Origin of the sequence: Streptomyces olivaceus (genome assembly GCF_000721235.1) — a bacterium.
GTDB lineage: Bacteria > Actinomycetota > Actinomycetes > Streptomycetales > Streptomycetaceae > Streptomyces > Streptomyces olivaceus.
The window spans coordinates 1-20,171 of record NZ_JOFH01000020.1 but is presented as its reverse complement, the minus strand read 5'-3'; the positions used below and the strand labels follow the sequence as shown (position 1 = coordinate 20,171).

Genomic DNA, 20,171 nt, shown 5'->3' with positions numbered 1-20,171 from the left:
GTGCCCGCCACCCCAGGGAGCACCCGTGTCCGGTCCCTACCGCCCCGCCGAGCCGACGCCCCGCATCTCCCGTGCGCCCGTGCGCCCGGGTCCGGCCGCACCGGCCCGGGACGGCGTGACGGACCTCGTCCGGTGGGCGGCGTTCAGTTGCTTCCTCGTACCGGTCGCCCTGCTTTGGTACGGCGCCTCGTTCGCCGGCACCGCCGGTACGGCCGCCGGGCTGACCGCCGTCACCGCCGTCTGCCGTCTGCTGCTGCGGCGTTCGGAGCACCTCGCGGCCCGGCCGTCCGGCGGCGGGCGGCCGGTGCGGGGCGGCCGTCGGCGCCGGCCCCGGGGACCCGACGCACAGGGGCAGACGGCACACTGGAGAAAACACACCGGTTGACTGACCGGTTTCCGCGCACAGTTCCGCATCTTTTCAGCCAACTTCCCAGGTTGGCTCATCCTGGTCTTCCACCACCCCCCAACCCCCGTTCCACCTGCACGGAAAGGGTCTCGGAGACCCTGCGCACCCTACGGGGATTGGCCACTGACACAAGGCGCACTTCCCTGGGGCGCCCCAGAGTGCAACGCTTCGTGATCGACTGCTTCACGCCAAGTTGCCATGTCGACAATGTCCCGAGTGCCGAACCGGCCACCTCGGCGCTACGGGACACAGTAGATTCGATCTTGACTGTCTACGGCGGGGGACTCGTGCAGGACCGAGGGGAAACGTGTTGGAGCGACAGACCCGAAAGGATCAGGGCGCCGCGACCACCGAGGGGGGCTTAGCACTCATGAGCCACGACTCCACTGCCGCGCCGGAAGCCGCGACCCGGAAGCTGTCCGGGCGACGCCGCAAGGAGATCGTCGCGGTGCTGCTGTTCAGCGGCGGCCCCATCTTCGAGAGTTCCATACCGCTTTCGGTGTTCGGTATCGACCGCCAGGACGCGGGCGTGCCGCGCTACCGCCTCCTGGTGTGCGCGGGCGAGGAAGGCCCGCTGCGGACCACCGGCGGCCTGGAACTCACCGCGCCCCAGGGGCTGGAGGCGATCTCCCGAGCCGGCACGGTCGTCGTGCCGGCCTGGCGGTCGATCACCTCGCCGCCACCGCAGGAGGCGCTCGACGCGCTGCGCCGGGCGCACGAGGAGGGAGCCCGCATCGTCGGGCTGTGCACCGGCGCCTTCGTACTGGCGGCCGCGGGCCTGCTGGACGGCCGGCCCGCCACCACGCACTGGATGTACGCGCCGACGCTGGCCAAGCGCTACCCGTCGGTGCACGTGGACCCGCGCGAACTGTTCGTGGACGACGGCGACGTGCTGACGTCCGCGGGCACCGCGGCCGGGATCGACCTGTGCCTGCACATCGTGCGCACGGACCACGGCAACGAGGCGGCCGGTGCGCTGGCCCGCCGCCTGGTCGTGCCGCCGCGCCGGACCGGCGGCCAGGAGCGCTACCTGGACAGGTCTTTACCGGAGGAGATCGGCGCCGACCCGCTCGCCGAGGTCGTCGCCTGGGCGCTGGAGCACCTCCACGAGCAGTTCGACGTGGAGACTCTGGCCGCGCGCGCCTACATGAGCCGCCGCACCTTCGACCGCCGGTTCCGCTCGCTGACGGGCAGCGCCCCGCTCCAGTGGCTGATCACCCAGCGGGTGCTGCAGGCGCAGCGGCTCCTCGAGACGTCGGACTACTCGGTGGACGAGGTGGCGGGCCGCTGCGGTTTCCGCTCGCCGGTGGCGCTGCGCGGGCACTTCCGCCGCCAGCTGGGTTCGTCCCCGGCCGCCTACCGGGCGGCCTACCGGGCGCGCCGCCCCCAGGGCGACCGCCCGGCGGACCCGGACGCCGGCGCCGCGGGGGCGACCCCCCGGCATCTGCCCCCGCCCGACCCCGGCCAGCAGCCGGCGGCCCTGCACCCGGAGAACGCGGTCCCCTTCCAGACCCGCCGCACGGCGAGCCCGCTGCCCGCGGCGGCCACGACGGTCCCGGGGCAGCGCAGCCCGGCACCGTAGGCGCGACAGGAACGCCGGCCGGGCCCGTCGGCCCGCCCGGCGTTCCGCCCCGTACGCCCGGTGCAGCCCTCGACGCCGGGCAGACCGATGCTCTCAGCCCGTCCGGCGTTTGAGGACGAGGCCGTTCAGGCCGAAGCGGGGGTCCGGGGGCGGCAGCCCCGGAGACGCCCACACGGACGCCGGGGGCCCGCGGAACGGGCGCCCACCGTAAGGTGTCCGCATGAACGATCGCATGGTGTGGATCGACTGCGAGATGACCGGCCTCTCGCTGTCCGACGACGCGCTCATCGAGGTTGCCGCCCTCGTCACCGACTCCGAGCTGAACATCCTCGGCGACGGCGTCGACATCGTCGTACGCCCGCCGGAGGCGGCCCTGGAGACGATGCCCGACGTGGTGCGGGAGATGCACACCGCGTCCGGGCTGCTCGCGGAGCTCGACGGCGGCACGACGCTGGCGGACGCCGAGGCCCGGGTCCTCCAGTACGTGCGGGAGCACGTGAAGGAGCCCGGCAAGGCGCCCCTGTGCGGCAACTCCGTCGGCACCGACCGCGGCTTCCTGTCCCGGGACATGCCGGCCCTGGAGGGCTACCTCCACTACCGGATCGTCGACGTCTCCTCCGTCAAGGAGCTGGCCCGGCGCTGGTTCCCGCGGGCGTACTTCAACAGCCCCGAGAAGAACGGCAACCACCGCGCGCTCGCCGACATCCGCGAGTCCATCGCCGAGCTGCGCTACTACCGGGAGGCGGTCTTCGTGCCGCAGCCGGGCCCCGACTCCGACACCGCGAAGGCGATCGCCGCGAAGCACGTCGTGTCCGCCGGATAGGGACGCGGGCACCCCCGGAAAGCCGGGCGCGAGCACCCCTTCGGACCCTGTACACTTTTTCTCAGCCGGTCGGGAAGTCCCGCCATGCGGGGTTCGAGCACCGGCCTTGGTGGGTGTAGCTCAGTTGGTAGAGCACCTGGTTGTGGTCCAGGTGGCCGCGGGTTCAAGTCCCGTCACTCACCCTGTGTCATCAGCCGGTGACCTTCGAAAGAAGGTCACCGGCTGATTGCGTTGCGGCACTACGCGCCCCCCGGCCTCACGACGAGCGCCGCTCCACCAGTTCCGTGGCCAGCACCATCTGCCGCCGCGGCGCACGCCGGGTCGCCGGGCGGCGGTCCGCGATCTCGGTCAGCAGCAGGTCGGTCATCGCGCGGCCCATCTCCTCGATGGGCTGGCGCACGCTGGTCAGCGGCGGCTCCATGTGCCGGGCGATGGCCGAGTCGTCGTAGCCGACCAGCGCCACGTCGTCCGGGATGCGCCGGCCCGCCTCGCGCAGGGCCTGCCGGGCACCCGCCGCGGTGACGTCGGAGGCGGCGAAGACGGCGTCGACGTCCGGGCGGCTCTCCAGCAGCCGGGCCATCGCGCGGCGCCCGCCCTCCTCGGTGAAGTCGCCCGCCTCGATCAGTGCCCCGTCCGCCCCGTGGCCGGCGTCGCCCAGGGCGTCGCGGTAGCCGTCGACGCGCCGCTGGGCGCCGTAGACGTCGAGGTGGCCGGTGATGTGGGCGATGCGGCGCCGGCCCCGGGACAGCAGGTGCTCGACGGCCGAGCGGGCGCCGCCGTAGTTGTCGGAGTCCACCGAGGCCAGGGTCTCCGCGGCCGAACGCGGTCCGCTGATCACCGCGGGGATCTCCAGCTCGGCCAGCAGGTCGGGCAGCGGGTCGTCGGCGTGCACCGAGACCAGCAGGACGCCGTCCACCCGGTGCGCGGCCAGGTACTGGGCGAGCCGCTCCCGCTCCCGGTCGTTGCCCGCGAAGATCAGCAGCAGCTGCATCTCGGTGTCGGTGATCTCCGCGCCGACGCCGCGCAGCATGTCCGAGAAGTAGGGCTCGGCGAAGAACCGCGTCTCCGGCTCGGGGACGACGAGCGCTATGGCATCCGTGCGGTTGGCGGCGAGGGCGCGGGCGGCGGTGTTGGGCACATAACCGAGTTCCGCGACCGCCGCCTCGACGGCCGCGCGGGTCGCGTCGCTGACCCGGGGCGAGCCGTTGATCACCCGGGAGACCGTGCCGCGGCCGACACCGGCGTGGACGGCCACTTCCTCCAGGGTGGGGCGTCTGGCGCCCCGGCTCCGCCCCTCGTTGACCGCCATGGTCGCCGCCTTCCCTTCGCAGCTGTCAGCCAGGAATGTAACAGCCCCGACCTGTGCGTCCCCGGCCTCGTCGTCCCCGGCGGGCGGCGGCAGCCCCTCCCCGGTGCCGGGGGCGGAACGCGCGAGGACCGCGGCCGGGGAGTCCGGCCGCGGTCCTCCCGGTGCGCGGGTGACGCGAAGTGCGCCGCGGGTCAGCCGGTCTGGCCGTCCGCGGGCAGCGCGTTGTGCCGGATGACGTCGGCGTACCAGTGGGCGCTGTCCTTGGGGATACGGCGCTGGGTGGCGTAGTCGACGTAGACGGCGCCGAAGCGCTTCGAGTAGCCGTAGGACCACTCGAAGTTGTCCAGCAGGGACCACAGGAAGTAGCCGCGCACGTCCGCGCCGTCGGCGACGGCCCGGCGGACCGCGTCCAGGTGGGAGCGGAGGTAGGCGATGCGCTGCGGGTCGTTGACCCGGCCCTCGGGCGAGACGTAGTCGTCGAAGGCGGCGCCGTTCTCGGTGACCATCAGCGGCAGGTCCGGGTGGGACTTCGCCAGGCCGGTCAGCAGGGCGTGCAGGCCGTTCGCGTCGATGGCCCAGTTCATCGCGGTCAGGTCGTCGTTGGCGAGGTGGAAGGCCACGTCGTCGGAACCGGTCCAGGGCGAGTGGTCGCTCGCGCCGTGCCCGTCGTTGCTGGTGGTGCCGGCGCCCGCGGCGGGCTGGGAGACCACGGTCGGCGAGTAGTAGTTGACGCCGAGCACGTCGATCGGCCGGGAGATCTCCGCCAGGTCGCCGTCCTTCACCAGCTCGCCCCAGTCGACGAGGTGGGAGGTGTCGGCGATCAGGTCCTCCGGGTAGGCGCCGTCGAGGACCGGGCCGGTGAAGACCCGGTTGCCGACCGCGTCGATCCGGCGGGCCGCCTCGACGTCCTCGGGGGCGTCGGTGAGCGGGCGCACCTGGTGCAGGTTGAGGGTGAGGGAGACCTGGGCGCTCGGCGGCAGGGCGTCGCGCAGGACGCCGACGGCCTTGCCGTGGGCGAGGTTGAGGTGGTGGGCGGCGCGCAGGGTGGCCGCCGGGTCGGTACGGCCGGGGGCGTGCACGCCGGAGCCGTAGCCCAGGAACGCGCTGCACCAGGGCTCGTTGAGGGTGGTCCACACGCCGACCCGGTCGCCGAGGGCGCGGGCCGTGATGTCGGCGTACTCGGCGAAGCGGCCGGCGGTGAGAAGCGGTACGCCTTGAGGCCGAGGTCCTTCATCAGGGCCACGTCGTCGCGGTAGCGGTGGTAGTGGTCGGCGGCGGTGTCGCCGGTGTCGCCGTTGCGGACCTTGCCGGGGGTGTGGCTGAAGGTGTCCCAGATGGACGGCGTACGGCCGTCCTCGGCGGCGGCGCCCTCGACCTGGTAGGAGGCGGTGGCGGCGCCCCAGACGAAGCCCGTCGGGAAGGAGGTGCCGGAGGCCGACTGGGCGGGGGTCTCGGGTCGTACGGCGGTCATGGTGAGAACGCTCCAGGTGGCGTGAGGAGGGGCCGGACGGGGGTCCGGCGCTGGGGGAAAGCGGGGCGGGCGCCCTCCGCGGTGGGCGGCAGGGCCCGCACGCGGGCGGGTCCCTGCCGGAGCGGCGCGGGGCGCGTCGGGTCAGCCCTTGACGGCGCCCGCCATGATGCCGCCGACTATCTGCTTGCCGAAGACGACGAAGACCACCAGCAGGGGCAGCGTGCTGATCAGCGCTCCGGCCATCACGATGGACTGGTCGGGGGTGTAGGAGGCACTGAGCTGGCCGAGCGCGACCTGGATGGTGGGGTTCTCCTGGGTCAGGGCGAGGAACGGCCAGAAGAAGTCGTTCCACGCCTGGACGAAGGTGAGCATGCCCAGCACCATCATCGCGGGCCGGGCCGCGGGCAGGACGATGCTCCACACGATGCGGAGGTTGTTCGCACCGTCCACCTTGGCCGCCTCGATCAGTTCGTACGGCAGCGCCTCGATGAGGTACTGGCGCATGAAGAACACACCGAAGGCGCCGACGAGGGTCGGGAAGATCACCGACTCCAGCTGTCCGTTCCAGCCGATGTCCGACATCAGCATGAACAGCGGCACGACGCTGAGCTGCGGCGGGATGGTGAGGGTGGCGATGACCGCGGTCATCAGGATGTTGCGGCCGCGGAACCGCATCTTGGCGAAGGCGTAGCCGGCCAGCGTGCAGAAGAACAGCGTGGCGATCGTGATGGAGCCGGACACGATGACGCTGTTGACGATGGCCTTGCCGAGGTTGGCCTGCTCCCAGGCCGCTTCCAGGTTGGTGAACAGTCTGCCGCCGGGGATGAACGGCGGCGGGTTGTCGAGGACGCGCTGCTGGTCGTGCGAGGCCGCCACCAGGGTCCAGTACAGCGGGAAGAGGGACCCGATCCCGACGACGATCAGCGCGAGATAGGTGAAGGGACCGCCCTTGAGCTGCTGGCCGGCGCCGATCCTGAGGCGGCGGCCCTTGCCGGGGCCGCCGGGGAGCTGCGCGGCCGGGGCCACGCCCGGGGCGATCTGCTGGGGAGTACTTGTCGTGGTCATCGTTGTCGCTCCCGTCAGGCCGCGCTCTTGCGCACGAACCGGCTGACGATCCAGTTGATCAGGGCGATGAGCAGCAGCAGGACGAGCATGGCCCAGGCCACGGCGGCGGACAGGCCGAGGTGCTGGAGCTTCCAGCCGTAGTTGTAGAGGTAGATGCTGAGCGTCTCGTACTGGTGCTCGCTGCCGCCGATGGAGCCGAGTGTGCCGCCCTGCAGCAGCAGCGGTTCACCGAACAGCTGCATCGAGCCGATGGTCGAGATGACGATGGTGAACAGGATCGTCGGCCGCAGCGAGGGGATGGTCACCTTGCGGAACTGCTGCCAGCGCGAGGCGCCGTCGATCGAGGCCGCCTCGTAGAGATCGCTCGGCACGGCCTGCATGGCGGCCAGGTAGATCAGGGCGTTGTAGCCGGTCCAGCGCCAGATCACGATGATCGAGATGGCGATCTTCGAGGTCCAGTGGCCGTTGCCCCAGTCGATGTCCCCGCCGCCGAAGGGTTCGAGCACCCAGTTGAGGAGGCCGCCGTCGGCCCGGAACACCAGGGCGAAGACGAGGGCCGCGGTCGCGACCGAGGTGGCGTACGGGGTGAGGATGATCGTGCGCCAGAAGGTGCTGGCCCGCAGCTTGTAGTTGAGCAGGTGGGCCAGGCCCAGCGCGACCATCAGCTGCGGGACGGTCGAGATGACGCCGATGAGGAAGGTGTTGGAGACGGCCGTCCAGAACTCGGAGTCCTGGAGGATGGTGGCGAAGTTGTCGAGGCCGACCCACTCGGACTGGTCGAGGCTCGTCATCTCCACCCGGTGCAGGGCGATCCATCCGGTGTAGATGAGCGGATAGAGCCCGAAGGCGCCGAAGATGAGGAAGAAGGGGGCGATGTAGGCGTACGGCGACGCCTTGTCGTCGAAGCGCCACAGCCGCGAACGCCACGCGCTGCGTTCCTTGTACGCGGTGCGCGGGCCGCCGGAGGGCGGCGGTGTGCTGGCACCCCGGGTGGGGGTTGTCGTTGCCACGGAGGGAGTCCTTCCCTGGGAGGTCGGGCCTGGTGGGGCGGGAGGCGGCCTGCGGCGCTCGGGACGGCCGGTGGTGTGCGGGCGGCCGGTGGTGCGTGGACGGCGTGCGGTCCTCGGGACGGTCGGTGGTGCCGGTGCCGGTGACCCCGGCGACCGGTCCCGGTCGGAGTGATCGGAGTGGGTCCGGGCAGGGCGCCGGGCCGGGGCGGCGGCGCTGCCTCCCACGGACCGGACGCGGACCTGACGCCGCGCAGCAGACCCGCCGGGTTCGGCCGGGCCTGCTGCGGACGCCCCCGCGTCTGCGGGCGGGGGCCGTCGTTCCTTCACGGCCCCCGGTGCGCCGGTGCGGGCGGTGCGGGGCGGGCTGGTGTACCGCCCGCAGCGGCGCGGGTCAGCCGATGGCCTTGTCGATGGCCTCGGTCGCCGCGCCCCAGGCCTTGTCGGGCTCGGTGCCGCGCTGCTCCATGTTGTTGATCTCGTTGGAGAACGTTTCCTTGATCGCGCCGTCCTTCGGGCCCAGCACCGCCACCGGGATGGACTTGGACTCCTCGGCGTAGATCTGGCCGACGGGGGCGTTGTTGAAGTACTCGAGCTTGCCGTTCTTCACGTCGGCCAGCTCATAGGCCTTCTGGTTGGACGGGAAGAGGCCGGCGGCCTTGAACACGGCGGCCTGCTGCTCGGGCGCGGTCAGCCACTTGACCAGCTCGGTGGCCTCCTTGGCGTGCTTGCTGCTCTTGGGCACGGTCAGGAAGGAACCGCCCCAGTTGGCCGCGGTGTCGCCGGGCGAGTTGGTGATGTCCCACTTGCCGGCGTAGTCCTCACCGGAGTAGTCCTGGATCTGCAGCGACATCCAGGCGGGGCACACGACGGAGGCCACGCTGCCCTTGCGCAGCGCCGCCTTCCACGGGTCCTGGAACTGCGGCAGGCCCTGGCTCAGCTTCTTCTCCGCGGCCTCGGCGGCGAGGTCCCAGCCCTTCTTCACACCGGGGCTGTCCTTGTAGATCGCCTTGCCGTCGGCGTCGTAGTACTGGGTCTCGGAGGAGCTGACGACTCCGTTGAACATGGCGCTGGCGGAGTCCATGAAGTAGGTGCCCTCGGGCGCCTTCTCCTTGTACTGCTCACCGAGCTTCAGGTAGTCCTCCCAGCCGCCCGCGACCGCCTCGGCGACCTCCTCGCGCTCGGTCGGCAGGCCCGCCTTCTCGAAGAGGTCCCGGCGGTAGCAGAGGGACATCGGGCCGATGTCGGTGCCGGCGCCGATGACCGCGCCGTCCTTGGTGGTGGCCTGCTTCGCCTTCCAGTCCACCCACTGGCTGACGTCGATGCTGTCCTTGAGGTCGGTGAACTTGTCCGCCTGGGTGTCCACGACCTCCTTGATGCGGGCCACCTCGACGCCGACGACGTCTCCCAGACCGCTGTTGGAGTTCAGCTGCTGCAGGAGCTTCGGGTAGTAGTCCGGCTCGGTCGAGGTCGTCTCCTCCTCCACCTTGATGTTCGGGTGGAGCTCCTCGTACTTCTTCAGCAGGCCGGCTTCCTTGTAGCCGAACTGCCCGTAGTCGGTGAGCTTGAGGGTGATCTTCCCGTCGGAGTCCGAGGAGTCCGAGTCGCTGTCGCTGCTGCAGCCGGTCAGCAGCAGGGCCGAGGCCGTCAGGACCGACGTGGTCAGGACCGCTGCTCTGCGGCCACGACCGCCGCCGGTTCGGGTGATGCGCATTCCACTACTCCTTGTTCCAGTGGGAACGGGGACCTCAGGAAACCTCAGGAATCAGACCGCCGGGTTCGACGGTCCGGACTGCCCTCTCGGTTCGAGCAGCGGCCAGCCCCGCGCATCGCGGCAAGCGGTGCGAAGATGCTGGTCAACGGTGTGCCATGCGAGGTGGAGGGAGGGCCGATGGTGCTTCGTTCCACACGGAAGCCAGTCCCGGAACTCCGTGGGACCGCTCCCACGCGGCTTGTCCCGAAGACTGGTTGCTAGCGGACCCAGGTGTCAAGAGTTGAAAACGGCGTTGTTGCGCAAGCGTGTTCCGCACGTCACGTGAATGTGTCACGCCACCAGCCGTGATCCCCCCGTCATTTGGCCGTTGCCTCAGCAATTCCCGCAGGTCACCGACGAGTTAACCAGGAGGGCGTGCTCCGGAGGGATCCGCGCGGGCACCACCCGGACACTCTGGGTCAGAATGAAGCCGGTCCCCCACCGAAACGCCGGAAGGTGAACGATGAGCCCTGCCGAACACCCGCCCGGCGCCCCGGACGCCCGGCGTCCGACCCTGAACGCGGTGGCCGCCCTGGCCGGCGTGGGCCGCGGCACGGTCTCCCGGGTCATCAACGGTTCACCCAAGGTCAGCGACCGTTCCCGCGCGGCCGTGGAGCGGGCCATCGCCGAACTCGGCTACGTCCCCAACCCGGCCGCCCGCTCCCTGGTCACCCGGCGCACCGACTCGGTGGCCCTGGTGGTCCCGGACGCGCAGACCCGGCTGTTCTCCGAGCCGTACTTCTCGGGGATCATCCGGGGCGTGTCCGCGGGCCTCGCGGACGCCGGGATGCGGCTGCTGCTGGTCATGGTCCACGACGCGAAGGAGTACACGCGGCTCGCCCCGTACCTCTCCGGCCAGCGGGTGGACGGCGTGCTGATGGTCGCGGTGCACAGCGACGACACGCTCCCCGACCAGCTGGACGCCCTCGCCATCCCGACGGTGCTGGCGGGCCGGCGCGGGGACCGCGAGCCGCTGGGGCACGTCCGGGCCGACAACCGCGGCGGTGCCGAGATCGCCGTCCGGCATCTGCTGGCGGGCGGCCGGCGCACCGTCGGCACCATCACCGGGCCGCTCGACATGGAGGCGGCCCGGGAACGGCTCGACGGGTACCGCCAGGCGCTGCGCGACGCCGGCGCCCCGGTCGCCGACGAGCTGGTCGCGAACGGCGACTTCACCGAGGAGGGCGGGCGCGAGGCGATGCGGGAGTTGCTGTGCGGCCGGCCCGACCTGGACGCGGTCTTCGCCGCCTCGGACGTGATGGCCTCCGGTGCCGTGCTGGAACTGCGCGCCGCGGGCCGCCGGGTGCCCGAGGACGTGGCGGTCGTCGGCTTCGACGACTCCATCGTGGCCCGGCACATCGATCCGCCGCTGACCAGCGTCCGGCAGCCGCTGGACGAGATGGGCCGCACCATGGCGAGGCTGCTGCTCGACGAGATCGCCGACCGGGGCGCCGGACGCCACGCGGTGGTGCTGCCGACGCGCCTCGTGGTGCGGGAGTCGTCCTGAGCGGGGGTGGGCGGGCGCGCTCTTCCGCCGGGCGCGGATGCCTTTCTTCGCGGTGGAAGCCTTGGTTGTGGGTGGGAGCGCTCACCGCGACGACGTGGCCCTGATGAAGGACCTCGGCCTCAAGGCGTACCGCTTCTCCGTCTCCTGGTCCCGGGTCCAGCCCACCGGCCGCGGCCCCGCCGCCCAGCGCGGCCTGGACTTCTACCGCCGCCTGGTCGACGAGCTCCTGGCCGCGGGCATCGAACCGGCCCTCACCGTCTACCACTGGGACCTGCCGCAGGAGCTGGAGGACGCGGGCGGCTGGCCCGAGCGGGACACGGCATACCGGTTCGCGGAGTACGCGCGGCTCCTCGGCGAGGCGCTCGGCGACCGGGTGAAGCAGTGGATCACGCTCAACGAGCCCTGGTGCAGCGCGTTCCTGGGGTACGCCTCCGGTGTGCACGCCCCCGGCCGCACCGAGCCCGCGGCCGCGCTGCGCGCGGCGCACCACCTGAACCTGGCGCACGGCCTGGGCACGGCGGCACTGCGCTCGGTGATGCCGGCCGGCAACTCGGTCGCGATCAGCCTCAACACCGCCCCGGTCCGGCCGCTGACGCAGAGCCCGGCGGACCTGGCGGCGGCGCGGAAGATCGACGACCTGTCGGGCGGGATCTTCCACGGCCCGGTCCTGCACGGCGCCTACCCGCAGTCCCTGCTGGAGGCGACGGCGCCGCTGACCGACTGGTCGTTCGTCCAGGACGGCGACCTGGAGCAGATCCGGCAGCCCATCGACGCGATCTGCCTCAACTACTACACGCCCACCGTCGTGTCGGCGGCGGACCCGGGCGCACGCGTCCCGGGCGCCGACGGTCACGGCGCGAGCGAGTACTCGCCGTGGCCGGCAGCGGACGACGTGGCCTTCCACCAGCCGCCGGGCGAGCGTACGGAGATGGGCTGGAGCGTCGACCCGACCGGCCTGCACGAGCTGATCATGCGCTACCACCGGGAGGCGCCCGGCACGCCGCTGTACATCAGCGAGAACGGCGCCGCCTACGACGACAAGCCCGACGCCGACGGCACGGTGGACGATCCCGGGCGCGTCGCCTATCTGAACGGCCACCTCGCGGCGGTCCGGCAGGCCATCACCGACGGTGCCGACGTCCGCGGCTACTACCTGTGGTCGCTGCTGGACAACTTCGAGTGGGCGTACGGCTACGAGAAGCGGTTCGGCGCCGTGTACGTCGACTTCGCTTCCCAGCGGCGCACGCCCAAGTCGAGCGCCCTGTGGTACGGGCGGGCGGCCCGCACGGGAACGCTGCCGCCGGTGGACGCGGCCGAGTGACTCTCCGGCCCCGGGGTACTTCCTCGGGGCCGGAGCGGCGGATGCGGGGCGCGGTACCCGTGGGGGGTTACCGCGCCCCGCTCGTGGGGCCGGTGTGGGGGGAAGCCCGGCCCTGGTCGGGAGGGCCCGGTCCGGGCGGGGCGCGCCGGCCCCGGCCGGAAGGACCCTGGGGAGTGCCCCAGTTGCTCAGTTCGCTCAGTTCGCTCAGTTGAAGGCGGCGAAGGCCTTGGCGAAGGCGTTGTCCTCCTGGTCGATGGAGCTGCAGGTGGCGTCGGCCGACGGCTTGGGACCGCCGGGGCAGGCCTTGTCGCGGGTCGCGGACCACATGGACAGTCCGCCGAGCCCCTTGGACGTGGCGAACTCGACGAGCTGGGTGGCGTCCTCGACCTGGAACACCTCGCTGGCCACGTCGTTGACGCCGATCATCGGGGTGACGGCGACCGCCTTCCAGGCGTCCGCGTCGGAGAGGCCGAGGACGCCCTTGATCTGGGCCTGGGTGGCGGTGGCGGCCTGCTCGGCGTAGGTGCCCATGTCGTCGCTGTAGGCGGGGCCGTAGTCCATCGCCATGATGTTGACGCTGCCGATGTCCACGCCGTTCTCCTTCGCGTCGGCGAGGAGGTCGACGCCCGCCTGGGTGAGGCCCTCGGGCATCACCGGGAGGGTGTAGGAGACGTCCAGGTCGGGGTGGTCCTTCTGGAGTGCGGCGATGGCCTGGGCGCGGCGGGTGTTGGCGGCCGTGTCGGGCAGCGCGCCGCCCTCGACGTCGAAGTCGACCTTGGTGAGGTTGTAGGTGTCGACGACCTCGGCGTACGCGGCCTTCAGCGCGTCGGCCGAGGTGCAGGTCGTGCCGAGTTCGGAGCCGGAGGCGCCACCGAAGGAGACGCGCACGTCGCCGCCCGCCTCCCGCAGGGCGCCGATCTGGTCGGCGACGGCGTCGCCGCCGAGGTCGGTGACGCCGCCCCACTTCGGGGTGCAGCCGCCGCCGTCGGTGACGAAGGCGAGGGTGTAGTTCTTCACGCCGGTCGCCTCGGCGTTCGCCAGCAGGTCGTAGGCCGGGGTGAGGGAGGTGTCGACGTACGGGGCGAAGCCCGCGCCGGCCTTGGTGCCGTTGCCGGGGGCGCCGGTGGGCGCCGGGGCGGTCTCCGTGCCGGTGTCCGTCGGGGCGGGCTCGGCGGTGTCGCCGGGCTCGGGGGCCGGCGGCTCGGTGGGGCGGCCGCTGGGTTCGGGGGTGGCGCCGTCGTCCGTCGAGCACGCGGCGTCGTCGACGAGGCAGCCGGTGGGGTCGGCGGTGCCGTTGACGACGAACCCGACGGTGACGGACTCGCCGGCCTTCAGGCCGTCCGTGTCCCACTTGGGCGGGGTCACGGTGACGTGCTGTCCGTCGGTCGTCGACTCGGCGTTCCACAGCGAGCCGAGCTTCGCGCCCTCGGGCAGGTCGAACTCGAGGGACCAGTCGGTCTTCGCCCCGCCGCTGGTGTTGGTGACGACGTACTGGCCGGTGTAGCCCGTGGACCACTCGCTGGTCTTCGTGTACGCGGCACCCACCGGGGCCGCCTGGGCGGTGCTGGTGAACAGCAGCGCCCCGCCACCGGCCACGGCCGCCGCGACGACGGCGCCGATCGCCTTGTTCCTGCCACTGACCTTGCGTCGGTGCGTGCGCATCACGTGCCTGCCTTCGCTGTTCACGGTTCCCCGCGGGGACGAGCGGGGGTGGGGGTGCGACAGCACGCTAGCGACCCGCAAACGGGCAAAGGCCCTGTTACGGAAGGCGGTTGGCGATCTTAGGGTGGGCTTAAGGAAGGGATCGGGAGCGATTAATGGTCGCGCCCTGCCGGGGCTGCCGCAGCTGCCGCCGGCGCCGTACGGACCCGCGGTGGCCGCGCCGCGCCGGTGCCGCCTGTCCGTCGAGCTGGATCCAGATCCGCACCTCGGTGCCGCCGAGGACGGAGGAGCCGATCCGTACGTCGCCGCCGGTGGACTCGGCCATCCGGCGCACGATGTCCAGGCCGAGGCCGGTCGAGCCGTCGGTGCCGGAGCCGCGGCCGCGGGCCATCGCCGCATCGGGGTCGGTTATGCCGGCGCCCGCGTCGGAGACGAGCACGATCACCGCGTCCTCGCCGTTGTGCAGGTCGACGGCGAAGGCGGTGCCCTCGGCGGTGTGCCGGAAGACGTTGCCGAGCAGGGCGTCGAGGGAGGCGGCCAGGTCGGTGCGGGCCACGGGTATGCGCACCGGGCGGTCGGCGCCGGCCACCCGCCACTTGCGGCCCTCGTCCTCGGCGAGTGCGGACCAGAACCCCATCCGCTCGCGGACCACCTCGGCGGCGTCGCACCCGGCTCCGGGCCCGGCCGCGGCCGTCTGCGGCTTGGCGTCCCGGGCGGTACGGATGATGGTGTCGACCTCGCGCTCCAGCTGCTCGACGGCGGTCCGGGTCTGCTCGGCGGCCGGACCGTCGCCCAGCGAGGCCGCGTTGAGCCGCAGCACGGTCAGCGGGGTGCGCAGGCGGTGGGACAGGTCGGCGGCCAGTTCGCGCTCGTTGGCGAGGAGTTGTACGACCTGGTCGGCCATGGAGTTGAACGCGACCGCCGCGAGCCGCAGTTCGTTGGGCCCCTCCACGGGCACCCGCGCGCCCAGCTTCCCCTCCCCCAGCTCGTGCGCGCCCTCGACCAGGCGCTGCGCGGGCTGCACCATCCGCACGCCCAGCCGGTCGGCGACCGCCACCGAGCCGACGATCAGCGCGGCGCCGACCGCCGCGAGCACCGCCCAGGCGGTGTTCACGCCGTTGGTGACCGCGGACTCGGGCACGTAGACCTCGACGACGGCGATCTCGCCGGAGCTGAGTGCGACCGGCTGGAGGAGCGTGGAGCCGCCGTCCACCTCGGTGGTGGAGGCACGGCCCATCTCGCGCACGGCGGCGATGTCCTCGTCGGTGGCACGCTGCCGGCCGATGTCGGTGGCACCGTCCGCCTCTCCGCCCCCGCTTCCGGCTGGGGCTCCGCTTCCGGATTCGCTTCCGGCTCCGTTCCTGCTCCCCGCTCCGGTCGCCGGTATGTGCACGGCCATTCCGGCGTCCGAGCCCGCGGAGGCGACGACGCGCTCCAACTGCTCGCGGTCGGTGGTGATGGACAGCGCCGGGGCGACCGCCGCGGCCTCCCGCTCCGCGTTGGAGAAGGCTCGGTCCCGGGCCATCTCGCGGATGACGAGTCCGAGCGGCACGGCGAAGGCGACCACGACCATCGCCGTGACCGCCAGCGACACCTTGACCAGGGCCCATCTCATCGTGGCGGCTCCGCTCCGGGAGACTGGGCGGCCGGCGGCTCCAGCTTCACGCCGACGCCGCGCAGGGTGTGCAGGTAGCGGGGGCGGGCCGCGGTCTCGCCGAGCTTGCGGCGCAGCCAGGACAGATGGACGTCGATGGTCTGGTCGTCGCCGTACGACTGCTGCCACACCTCGGCGAGCAGCTCCTTGCGGGGGACGACGACGCCCGGCCGCCCGGCCAGGAAGGCGAGCAGGTCGAACTCGCGCCGGGTCAGGTCGAGTTGTGCGCCGTCGAGTTCGGCCTGGCGGCGCAGCGGGTCGACGGTGAGGCCGCCGACGCGGATGACGCTGGAGGGCGCCGCTTCCGCGGGTCCGCTGCGGGCACGGCGCAGGACGGCGGCCATCCGGGCCGACAGGTGCTCGACGGAGAACGGCTTGGTGAGGTAGTCGTCCGCGCCCGCGTTCAACAGCCGTACGACCTCGGTCTCGTCGTCGCGGGCGGTGGCGACGATGACGGGAACGTCGGTGATGCCGCGCAGCATCTTCAGCGCCTCGGAGCCGTCCAGGTCGGGCAGTCCGAGGTCGAGGATCACGACGTCGAACCGGAAATGGGCGACCTCGCGCAGCGCCTCCAGCGCCGTACCGACGCTGCGCACGGTGTGCGCGGCGTCGGTCAGGTGCCGGATCAGCGCCGAGCGTACGAACTGGTCGTCCTCGACCACGAGCACACTTGCCATGGGCGGCACCGTACGCCATGTGGACCAACGCGGTCCGAGCCTGTGGACAACTCCGCACGGGCCACCGTCACACCGCGTTCGGGCGACACGGGTGGGGCGGGTGGTGCAGTATGGCCGCGATGCGCAGAGGACTCGTCCACCTGATCGCCTGGCTGCTCGCCACCGGCGCGGCGGTCACGCTGTCGTGGTGGGGCGTGCACACGGTGATGGCGGGCACGGCCTACGACGCGCCCCGCGCGCTCCCCATCACGGCGGCCGACGCGAGCGTGCGGGACGGGGACGGGGCCGAGGAGGAGTCCCTGGCGTCCTCCACCAGCCGGCCGTCGCCCTCCGCCTCGCCCTCGGCCAGTCCGTCGCCGGAACCGAGCAAGACCTCCGAGAAGCCGGACCCCGCCCCGTCGGACCCGGCGCCGCCTTCCGCCCCCAAGACCCCGTCGGACCCCGCGCCCGCGGCGTCCGGCGAGGTCAAGAGCTACGACACCGACGGCGGCCGGGCGGTCTTCGACCTCGGCACCGCGTCCGCGTCGCTGGTGTCGGCGACGCCGGGCGCGGGCTGGTCGATGCAGGTGTGGAAGACGGAGTCGTGGATCCGGGTGGAGTTCACGTCGGGCGCGGACCGGGTGTCGGTCTTCTGCACCTGGCACGACGGCCCGCCGCGGGTGGAGATCGGCACGTACTGAGCGGCCCGCGGGCTCACTTGGTGAACACCGAGTCCGGCGGCGCCGGCGAGTCGACCGCCGCGGCGTCCGTCACGGGTACGGCGCCGCCGGTGAAGTCGGTGAGCGCGCGGCCGTGTTCCACGCGCGCGGGGTGGGGGTCGGAGGCCGCGCGGCGGGTCAGTTCGGCGATCGGCAGCGGGTGGTCGCGGGCGACGAGGACCGCGTTGCCGAACCGCCTGCCGCGCAGTACGGCGGGGTCGGCGACGAGGGCGAGTTCCGCGAACCGGCAGGCGGCGGTGGCGATCTGGCCGCGCAGGTGGGCCAGGGGCGGCCCGTCGGCGAGGTTGGCGGCGTAGACCCCGCCGGGCGCGAGCGCGCGCCGTACGTCGTCGAGGAACTCGGTGGACGTCAGGTGGGCGGGCGTACGGGCCCCGCCGAAGACGTCGGCGACGACCAGGTCCGCCCAGCCGTCGGGCACCTTGGCCAGCCCCGCGCGGGCGTCGGTGGAACGCACCCGTATCCGTGCGCCGGGGTCCGGGGGGAGTTCCCGGCGGACCAGCCGGACGAGGGCGGCGTCCCGCTCGACCACCTGCTGGGTGGAGCGGGGGCGGGTGGCGGCGACGTAGCGGGCGAGGGTGAGGGCGCCGCCGCCGAGGTGCACGGCCCGGACGGGTTTCCCCGGCGGGGCGGCCAGGTCGATGACGTGCCCGATGCGGCGCTGGTACTCGAAGGACAGGTACGCCGGGTCGTCGAGGTCGACGTGGGACTGCGGGGCGCCGTCGATCAGCAGCGTCCAGGCCCTGGGCCGGTCGCGGTCGGGCACCAGCTCGGCCCGCCCGCCGTCGACGTCCTCGACGACGGACTCGGCCGCAGCACGCCCGCGGCGACTGTTCCTGGACTTTCCCATCGGCCCATGACCGGACTTTCCCATCGGCCCATTATCGGCGGTCGCCGGGCCGGGAAGTTCCACGGAGCACGACCGGGCGGACGCGGCCCGGGCGCTCAGCGGCAGCTGTCCGCCGCCCTGATCAGCCGGGCGGCCTCGCCGAGCGCGGCCCGCAGTACGGCGGGGTCGGTCGCCAGGTCGGCCTCGCCGGGCGGCAGCAGCCAGTCGGAGCCCTCCACGGGCGGCTCGGCCTCCACGTCGACGCTCAGGCCGCGGCCGTCCGTCTCCAGACAGGTGCTGCCCGGCACGTCCCAGGCGGCGGCGGTGCCCGGCGGCACCAGGAAACCGAGGGTGTCGCAGCCGTCGTCGTGGATCACCGACCCCACCCCCTCGCGGGCCGCGCGCCTGAGGATGTCGACCGCCTCCAGACCCTGCCGGGTCGGCACGGTCACGACGTCGCAGGCGTCGCAGGTCGGATCGCTGACGCCGGTGTCCATCCTGATGTCCATCCGGACCTCCACCACGGAACTCCTCCTCGGACGAGTCACACGAGTCGGGACCTCCCGGTCCACCCGGTTCAACGCGGCGGACCGTCAACGGCTACGCGCAAAGCCGCCGCAAAGGATGGCACTTCATGGCAGATCACGGGGGAGATATCCGATTTGTAGCCAAACAGCCTGTGTCCACTCCGTCACAGCCGGTACGTTCTTGCTCGCCGGAAACAGGCCCGCGCCCTTCCCGGCATGGTTCGACGGTTCGCACGAGAGGACCCGGCCATGGCGTCGTCAACGGTGACCTCCGCCCAGCCCGAACGGCCACCGCGGCCGAACCTCGCCTTCCGGCGGCTGCGCGGCAAGCGCTCGCCGGCCGAGTTCGCGGCGGCGGTCCGCCGGGCCGCGCGCGAGATCGGCGAGCGGGTCAGCTGCGACGCGCGCTACGTCGGCCGGGTCGAGGCGGGCGAGATCCGTTGCCCCAACTACGCCTATGAACGCGTGTTCCTGCACATGTTCCCGGGCCGCACCCTCACCGACCTGGGTTTCGCACCCCGCGCGTCGGTACGCGGCCGCCAGGCGCGCGCCGCGGGTGAGACGCGGAGCACGGATGAGCCGTATGACACGCATGAGACGTACGACGACAACGAGGAGAGCGACGTGCTGCGTCGCGCATTCATGACGAGCGGTGCCACGGTGGCCGCCGCCTCGCTGGGCCCCCTGGGGCTCGCCCTCGACGCGGCGGCGGCCGGACGCCCCGTGCGCCGCGCCGGACCGGACGAGGCCGACGCGCTCGAAGAGGCCGTCCGCCGGATCCGGTTGCTGGACGACCGGCACGGCGCGGACGGCCTGTACCGGCGCGCGGGGGCTCCGTTGCGCACCGCTTACGCGCTGCTGGACGCCGGCGCCTCCCGGCAGGCGACCACGGACCGGCTCTGCACGGGCGCCGGTGAACTGGCCATCTCGGTGGGGTGGCTGGCGCACGACTCCGGCCGCTTCGACGACGCGCGCTCGCACTACGCCGAGGCCCTCGCCACCTCGCGGATGACCGGCGACCCGGGCCTGGAGGCGCACGCCTTCTGCAACATGGCGTTCCTGGCCCGCGACGCGGCGCGCCCGCGCGAGGCGGTACGGGCGGCCCAGGCCGCGCAGCGCGCCGCCGGACCGCTGGGCTCGGCCCGGCTGATGTCCCTGCTGGCGCTGCGCGAGGCGGGCGGCTGGGCCGGACTCGCCGACCGCGTCGGCTGCGAGCAGGCGCTGGGCCGCGCGCAGTCCTTCTTCGAGCGGGGCCCCTCGGACACCGACCCCGAGTGGATGAGCTTCTACGGCGCGGCCGAACTGGCGGGCCTGGAGGCGCAGTGCTGGTCCGCCCTGGGCGACTGGCCCCGCGCCGCACGACACGCGCGGCGGGCGGCGGACCTGCAGGACCCGCACTTCACCCGGAACCTCGCGCTGTACTCGGCGGAGCTGGCCGACGATCTGGCCCGCGGCGGCCGGCCCGACGAGGCCGCGGCGGCGGGCATGCGGGTCCTGGACCTGCTGGGCGAGGTCCAGTCGTCCCGCGTCCGCACGATGCTGGCCGGCACGTCCCGCGTCCTGCTCCCCCACCGCCGCACCGGCACGGTCGCGGCCTTCCTGAACCACCACGCAGCCCTACCCCGCCCCGCCTGACTACCACCCCAGCTGCGGGCAGCCGCACGCCCCCGCCACTGCGGGCAGTCGTGCCGCCCCAGCTGCGGGCAGTCGTGCCGCTGGGGCGGCACGGGTGGGCGCAGCGGCACCCCGCAAGCGCCGGGCAGCGCGACCCACCCCCGCCCCGCACCCACGCCCAGCACCCGACCGACGCCGGGCCGCGCACACCCACCCCCGCCCCGCCCCGCACCCGCACAACCCCCGGG

The 20,171-nt window shown here is 72.9% G+C and carries 15 protein-coding genes, 1 tRNA gene and 2 pseudogenes; 8 read left to right on the top strand and 10 right to left on the bottom strand.

Annotated elements, in window-relative coordinates:
* Window positions 1–25 precede the first annotated feature (25 nt).
* The 4 genes from IG94_RS38800 to IG94_RS0122310 all read left to right on the top strand — a co-directional run bounded on the left by IG94_RS38800 (window position 26) and on the right by IG94_RS0122310 (window position 2,993).
* Window positions 26–385 carry a hypothetical protein gene (locus tag IG94_RS38800; RefSeq protein ID WP_372459464.1) on the top strand — a complete coding sequence of 120 codons (360 nt, stop codon included), beginning with the start codon at window positions 26–28 and terminating at the stop codon, window positions 383–385.
* Window positions 386–776: 391 nt separating this feature from the next.
* On the top strand, window positions 777–1,988 hold the full coding sequence (locus IG94_RS0122320; RefSeq protein WP_031039859.1) for a helix-turn-helix domain-containing protein: 1,212 nt from the start codon (window positions 777–779) through the stop codon (window positions 1,986–1,988).
* Between the two features lie 220 nt (window positions 1,989–2,208).
* Window positions 2,209–2,811, top strand: coding sequence for an oligoribonuclease (gene orn / locus IG94_RS0122315; RefSeq protein WP_031039857.1), 603 nt, complete (start codon window positions 2,209–2,211; stop codon window positions 2,809–2,811).
* Between the two features lie 109 nt (window positions 2,812–2,920).
* Window positions 2,921–2,993 (top strand) — tRNA-His (locus IG94_RS0122310).
* A 74-nt stretch (window positions 2,994–3,067) separates the two neighbouring features.
* Here the strand turns inward: IG94_RS0122310 and IG94_RS0122305 are convergent.
* From IG94_RS0122305 to IG94_RS0122285, 5 genes and pseudogenes are all read right to left on the bottom strand, one after another.
* Entirely contained in the window at window positions 3,068–4,120 is a 1,053-nt protein-coding gene (locus IG94_RS0122305; protein WP_031039852.1) for a LacI family DNA-binding transcriptional regulator, read from the bottom strand.
* Between the two features lie 191 nt (window positions 4,121–4,311).
* A pseudogene (locus IG94_RS38795) lies at window positions 4,312–5,591 on the bottom strand (glycoside hydrolase family 1 protein).
* Between the two features lie 141 nt (window positions 5,592–5,732).
* The gene (locus tag IG94_RS0122295) at window positions 5,733–6,656 is read right to left on the bottom strand and encodes a carbohydrate ABC transporter permease (protein WP_031039850.1); all 924 of its coding nucleotides are present in this window, start codon (window positions 6,654–6,656) and stop codon (window positions 5,733–5,735) included.
* A gap of 14 nt (window positions 6,657–6,670) precedes the next feature.
* Entirely contained in the window at window positions 6,671–7,666 is a 996-nt protein-coding gene (locus IG94_RS0122290) for a carbohydrate ABC transporter permease (protein WP_031039847.1), read from the bottom strand.
* Between the two features lie 391 nt (window positions 7,667–8,057).
* Window positions 8,058–9,377, bottom strand: a complete 1,320-nt coding sequence (locus tag IG94_RS0122285; RefSeq protein WP_031039845.1) for an ABC transporter substrate-binding protein — start codon at window positions 9,375–9,377, stop codon at window positions 8,058–8,060.
* 502 nt (window positions 9,378–9,879) lie between these two features.
* Here IG94_RS0122285 and IG94_RS0122280 point away from each other — a divergent pair.
* Entirely contained in the window at window positions 9,880–10,923 is a 1,044-nt protein-coding gene (locus IG94_RS0122280; protein WP_031039843.1) for a LacI family DNA-binding transcriptional regulator, read from the top strand.
* 82 nt (window positions 10,924–11,005) lie between these two features.
* Window positions 11,006–12,244: pseudogene (locus IG94_RS0122275) on the top strand (GH1 family beta-glucosidase); the annotation flags it as partial.
* Between the two features lie 204 nt (window positions 12,245–12,448).
* Here IG94_RS0122275 and IG94_RS0122270 read toward each other — a convergent pair.
* The 3 genes from IG94_RS0122270 to IG94_RS0122260 all read right to left on the bottom strand — a co-directional run bounded on the left by IG94_RS0122270 (window position 12,449) and on the right by IG94_RS0122260 (window position 16,237).
* Window positions 12,449–13,906, bottom strand: coding sequence for a glycoside hydrolase family 18 protein (locus tag IG94_RS0122270; protein WP_031039836.1), 1,458 nt, complete (start codon window positions 13,904–13,906; stop codon window positions 12,449–12,451).
* A gap of 130 nt (window positions 13,907–14,036) precedes the next feature.
* Window positions 14,037–15,521 (bottom strand): sensor histidine kinase, encoded by a 1,485-nt coding sequence (locus tag IG94_RS0122265; protein ID WP_031039834.1) that lies wholly within the window; start codon window positions 15,519–15,521, stop codon window positions 14,037–14,039.
* Window positions 15,518–16,237, bottom strand: a complete 720-nt coding sequence (locus IG94_RS0122260) for a response regulator transcription factor (RefSeq protein ID WP_031039832.1) — start codon at window positions 16,235–16,237, stop codon at window positions 15,518–15,520. Before IG94_RS0122260 ends, IG94_RS0122265 begins: the two co-directional genes overlap by 4 nt.
* Window positions 16,238–16,356: 119 nt before the next feature.
* Here IG94_RS0122260 and IG94_RS0122255 point away from each other — a divergent pair, with 119 nt between their 5' ends.
* Window positions 16,357–16,917: a hypothetical protein gene (locus tag IG94_RS0122255; RefSeq protein WP_031039828.1), complete on the top strand. Its 561-nt coding sequence runs from the start codon at window positions 16,357–16,359 to the stop codon at window positions 16,915–16,917.
* Between the two features lie 13 nt (window positions 16,918–16,930).
* On the opposite strand, the gene IG94_RS0122250 is transcribed toward IG94_RS0122255, so the two are convergent.
* A complete protein-coding gene (locus IG94_RS0122250) occupies window positions 16,931–17,803 on the bottom strand; it encodes a spermidine synthase (protein ID WP_031039826.1) in 873 nt (290 codons plus the stop codon).
* Between the two features lie 95 nt (window positions 17,804–17,898).
* Window positions 17,899–18,291 carry a hypothetical protein gene (locus IG94_RS0122245; RefSeq protein WP_052410807.1) on the bottom strand — a complete coding sequence of 131 codons (393 nt, stop codon included), beginning with the start codon at window positions 18,289–18,291 and terminating at the stop codon, window positions 17,899–17,901.
* A gap of 267 nt (window positions 18,292–18,558) precedes the next feature.
* Between IG94_RS0122245 and IG94_RS0122240 the strand changes: the two genes are divergently transcribed.
* Window positions 18,559–19,944, top strand: coding sequence for an NsdA family TPR-like regulatory protein (locus IG94_RS0122240; RefSeq protein WP_031039820.1), 1,386 nt, complete (start codon window positions 18,559–18,561; stop codon window positions 19,942–19,944).
* The last annotated feature ends 227 nt before the right edge of the window (window positions 19,945–20,171 follow it).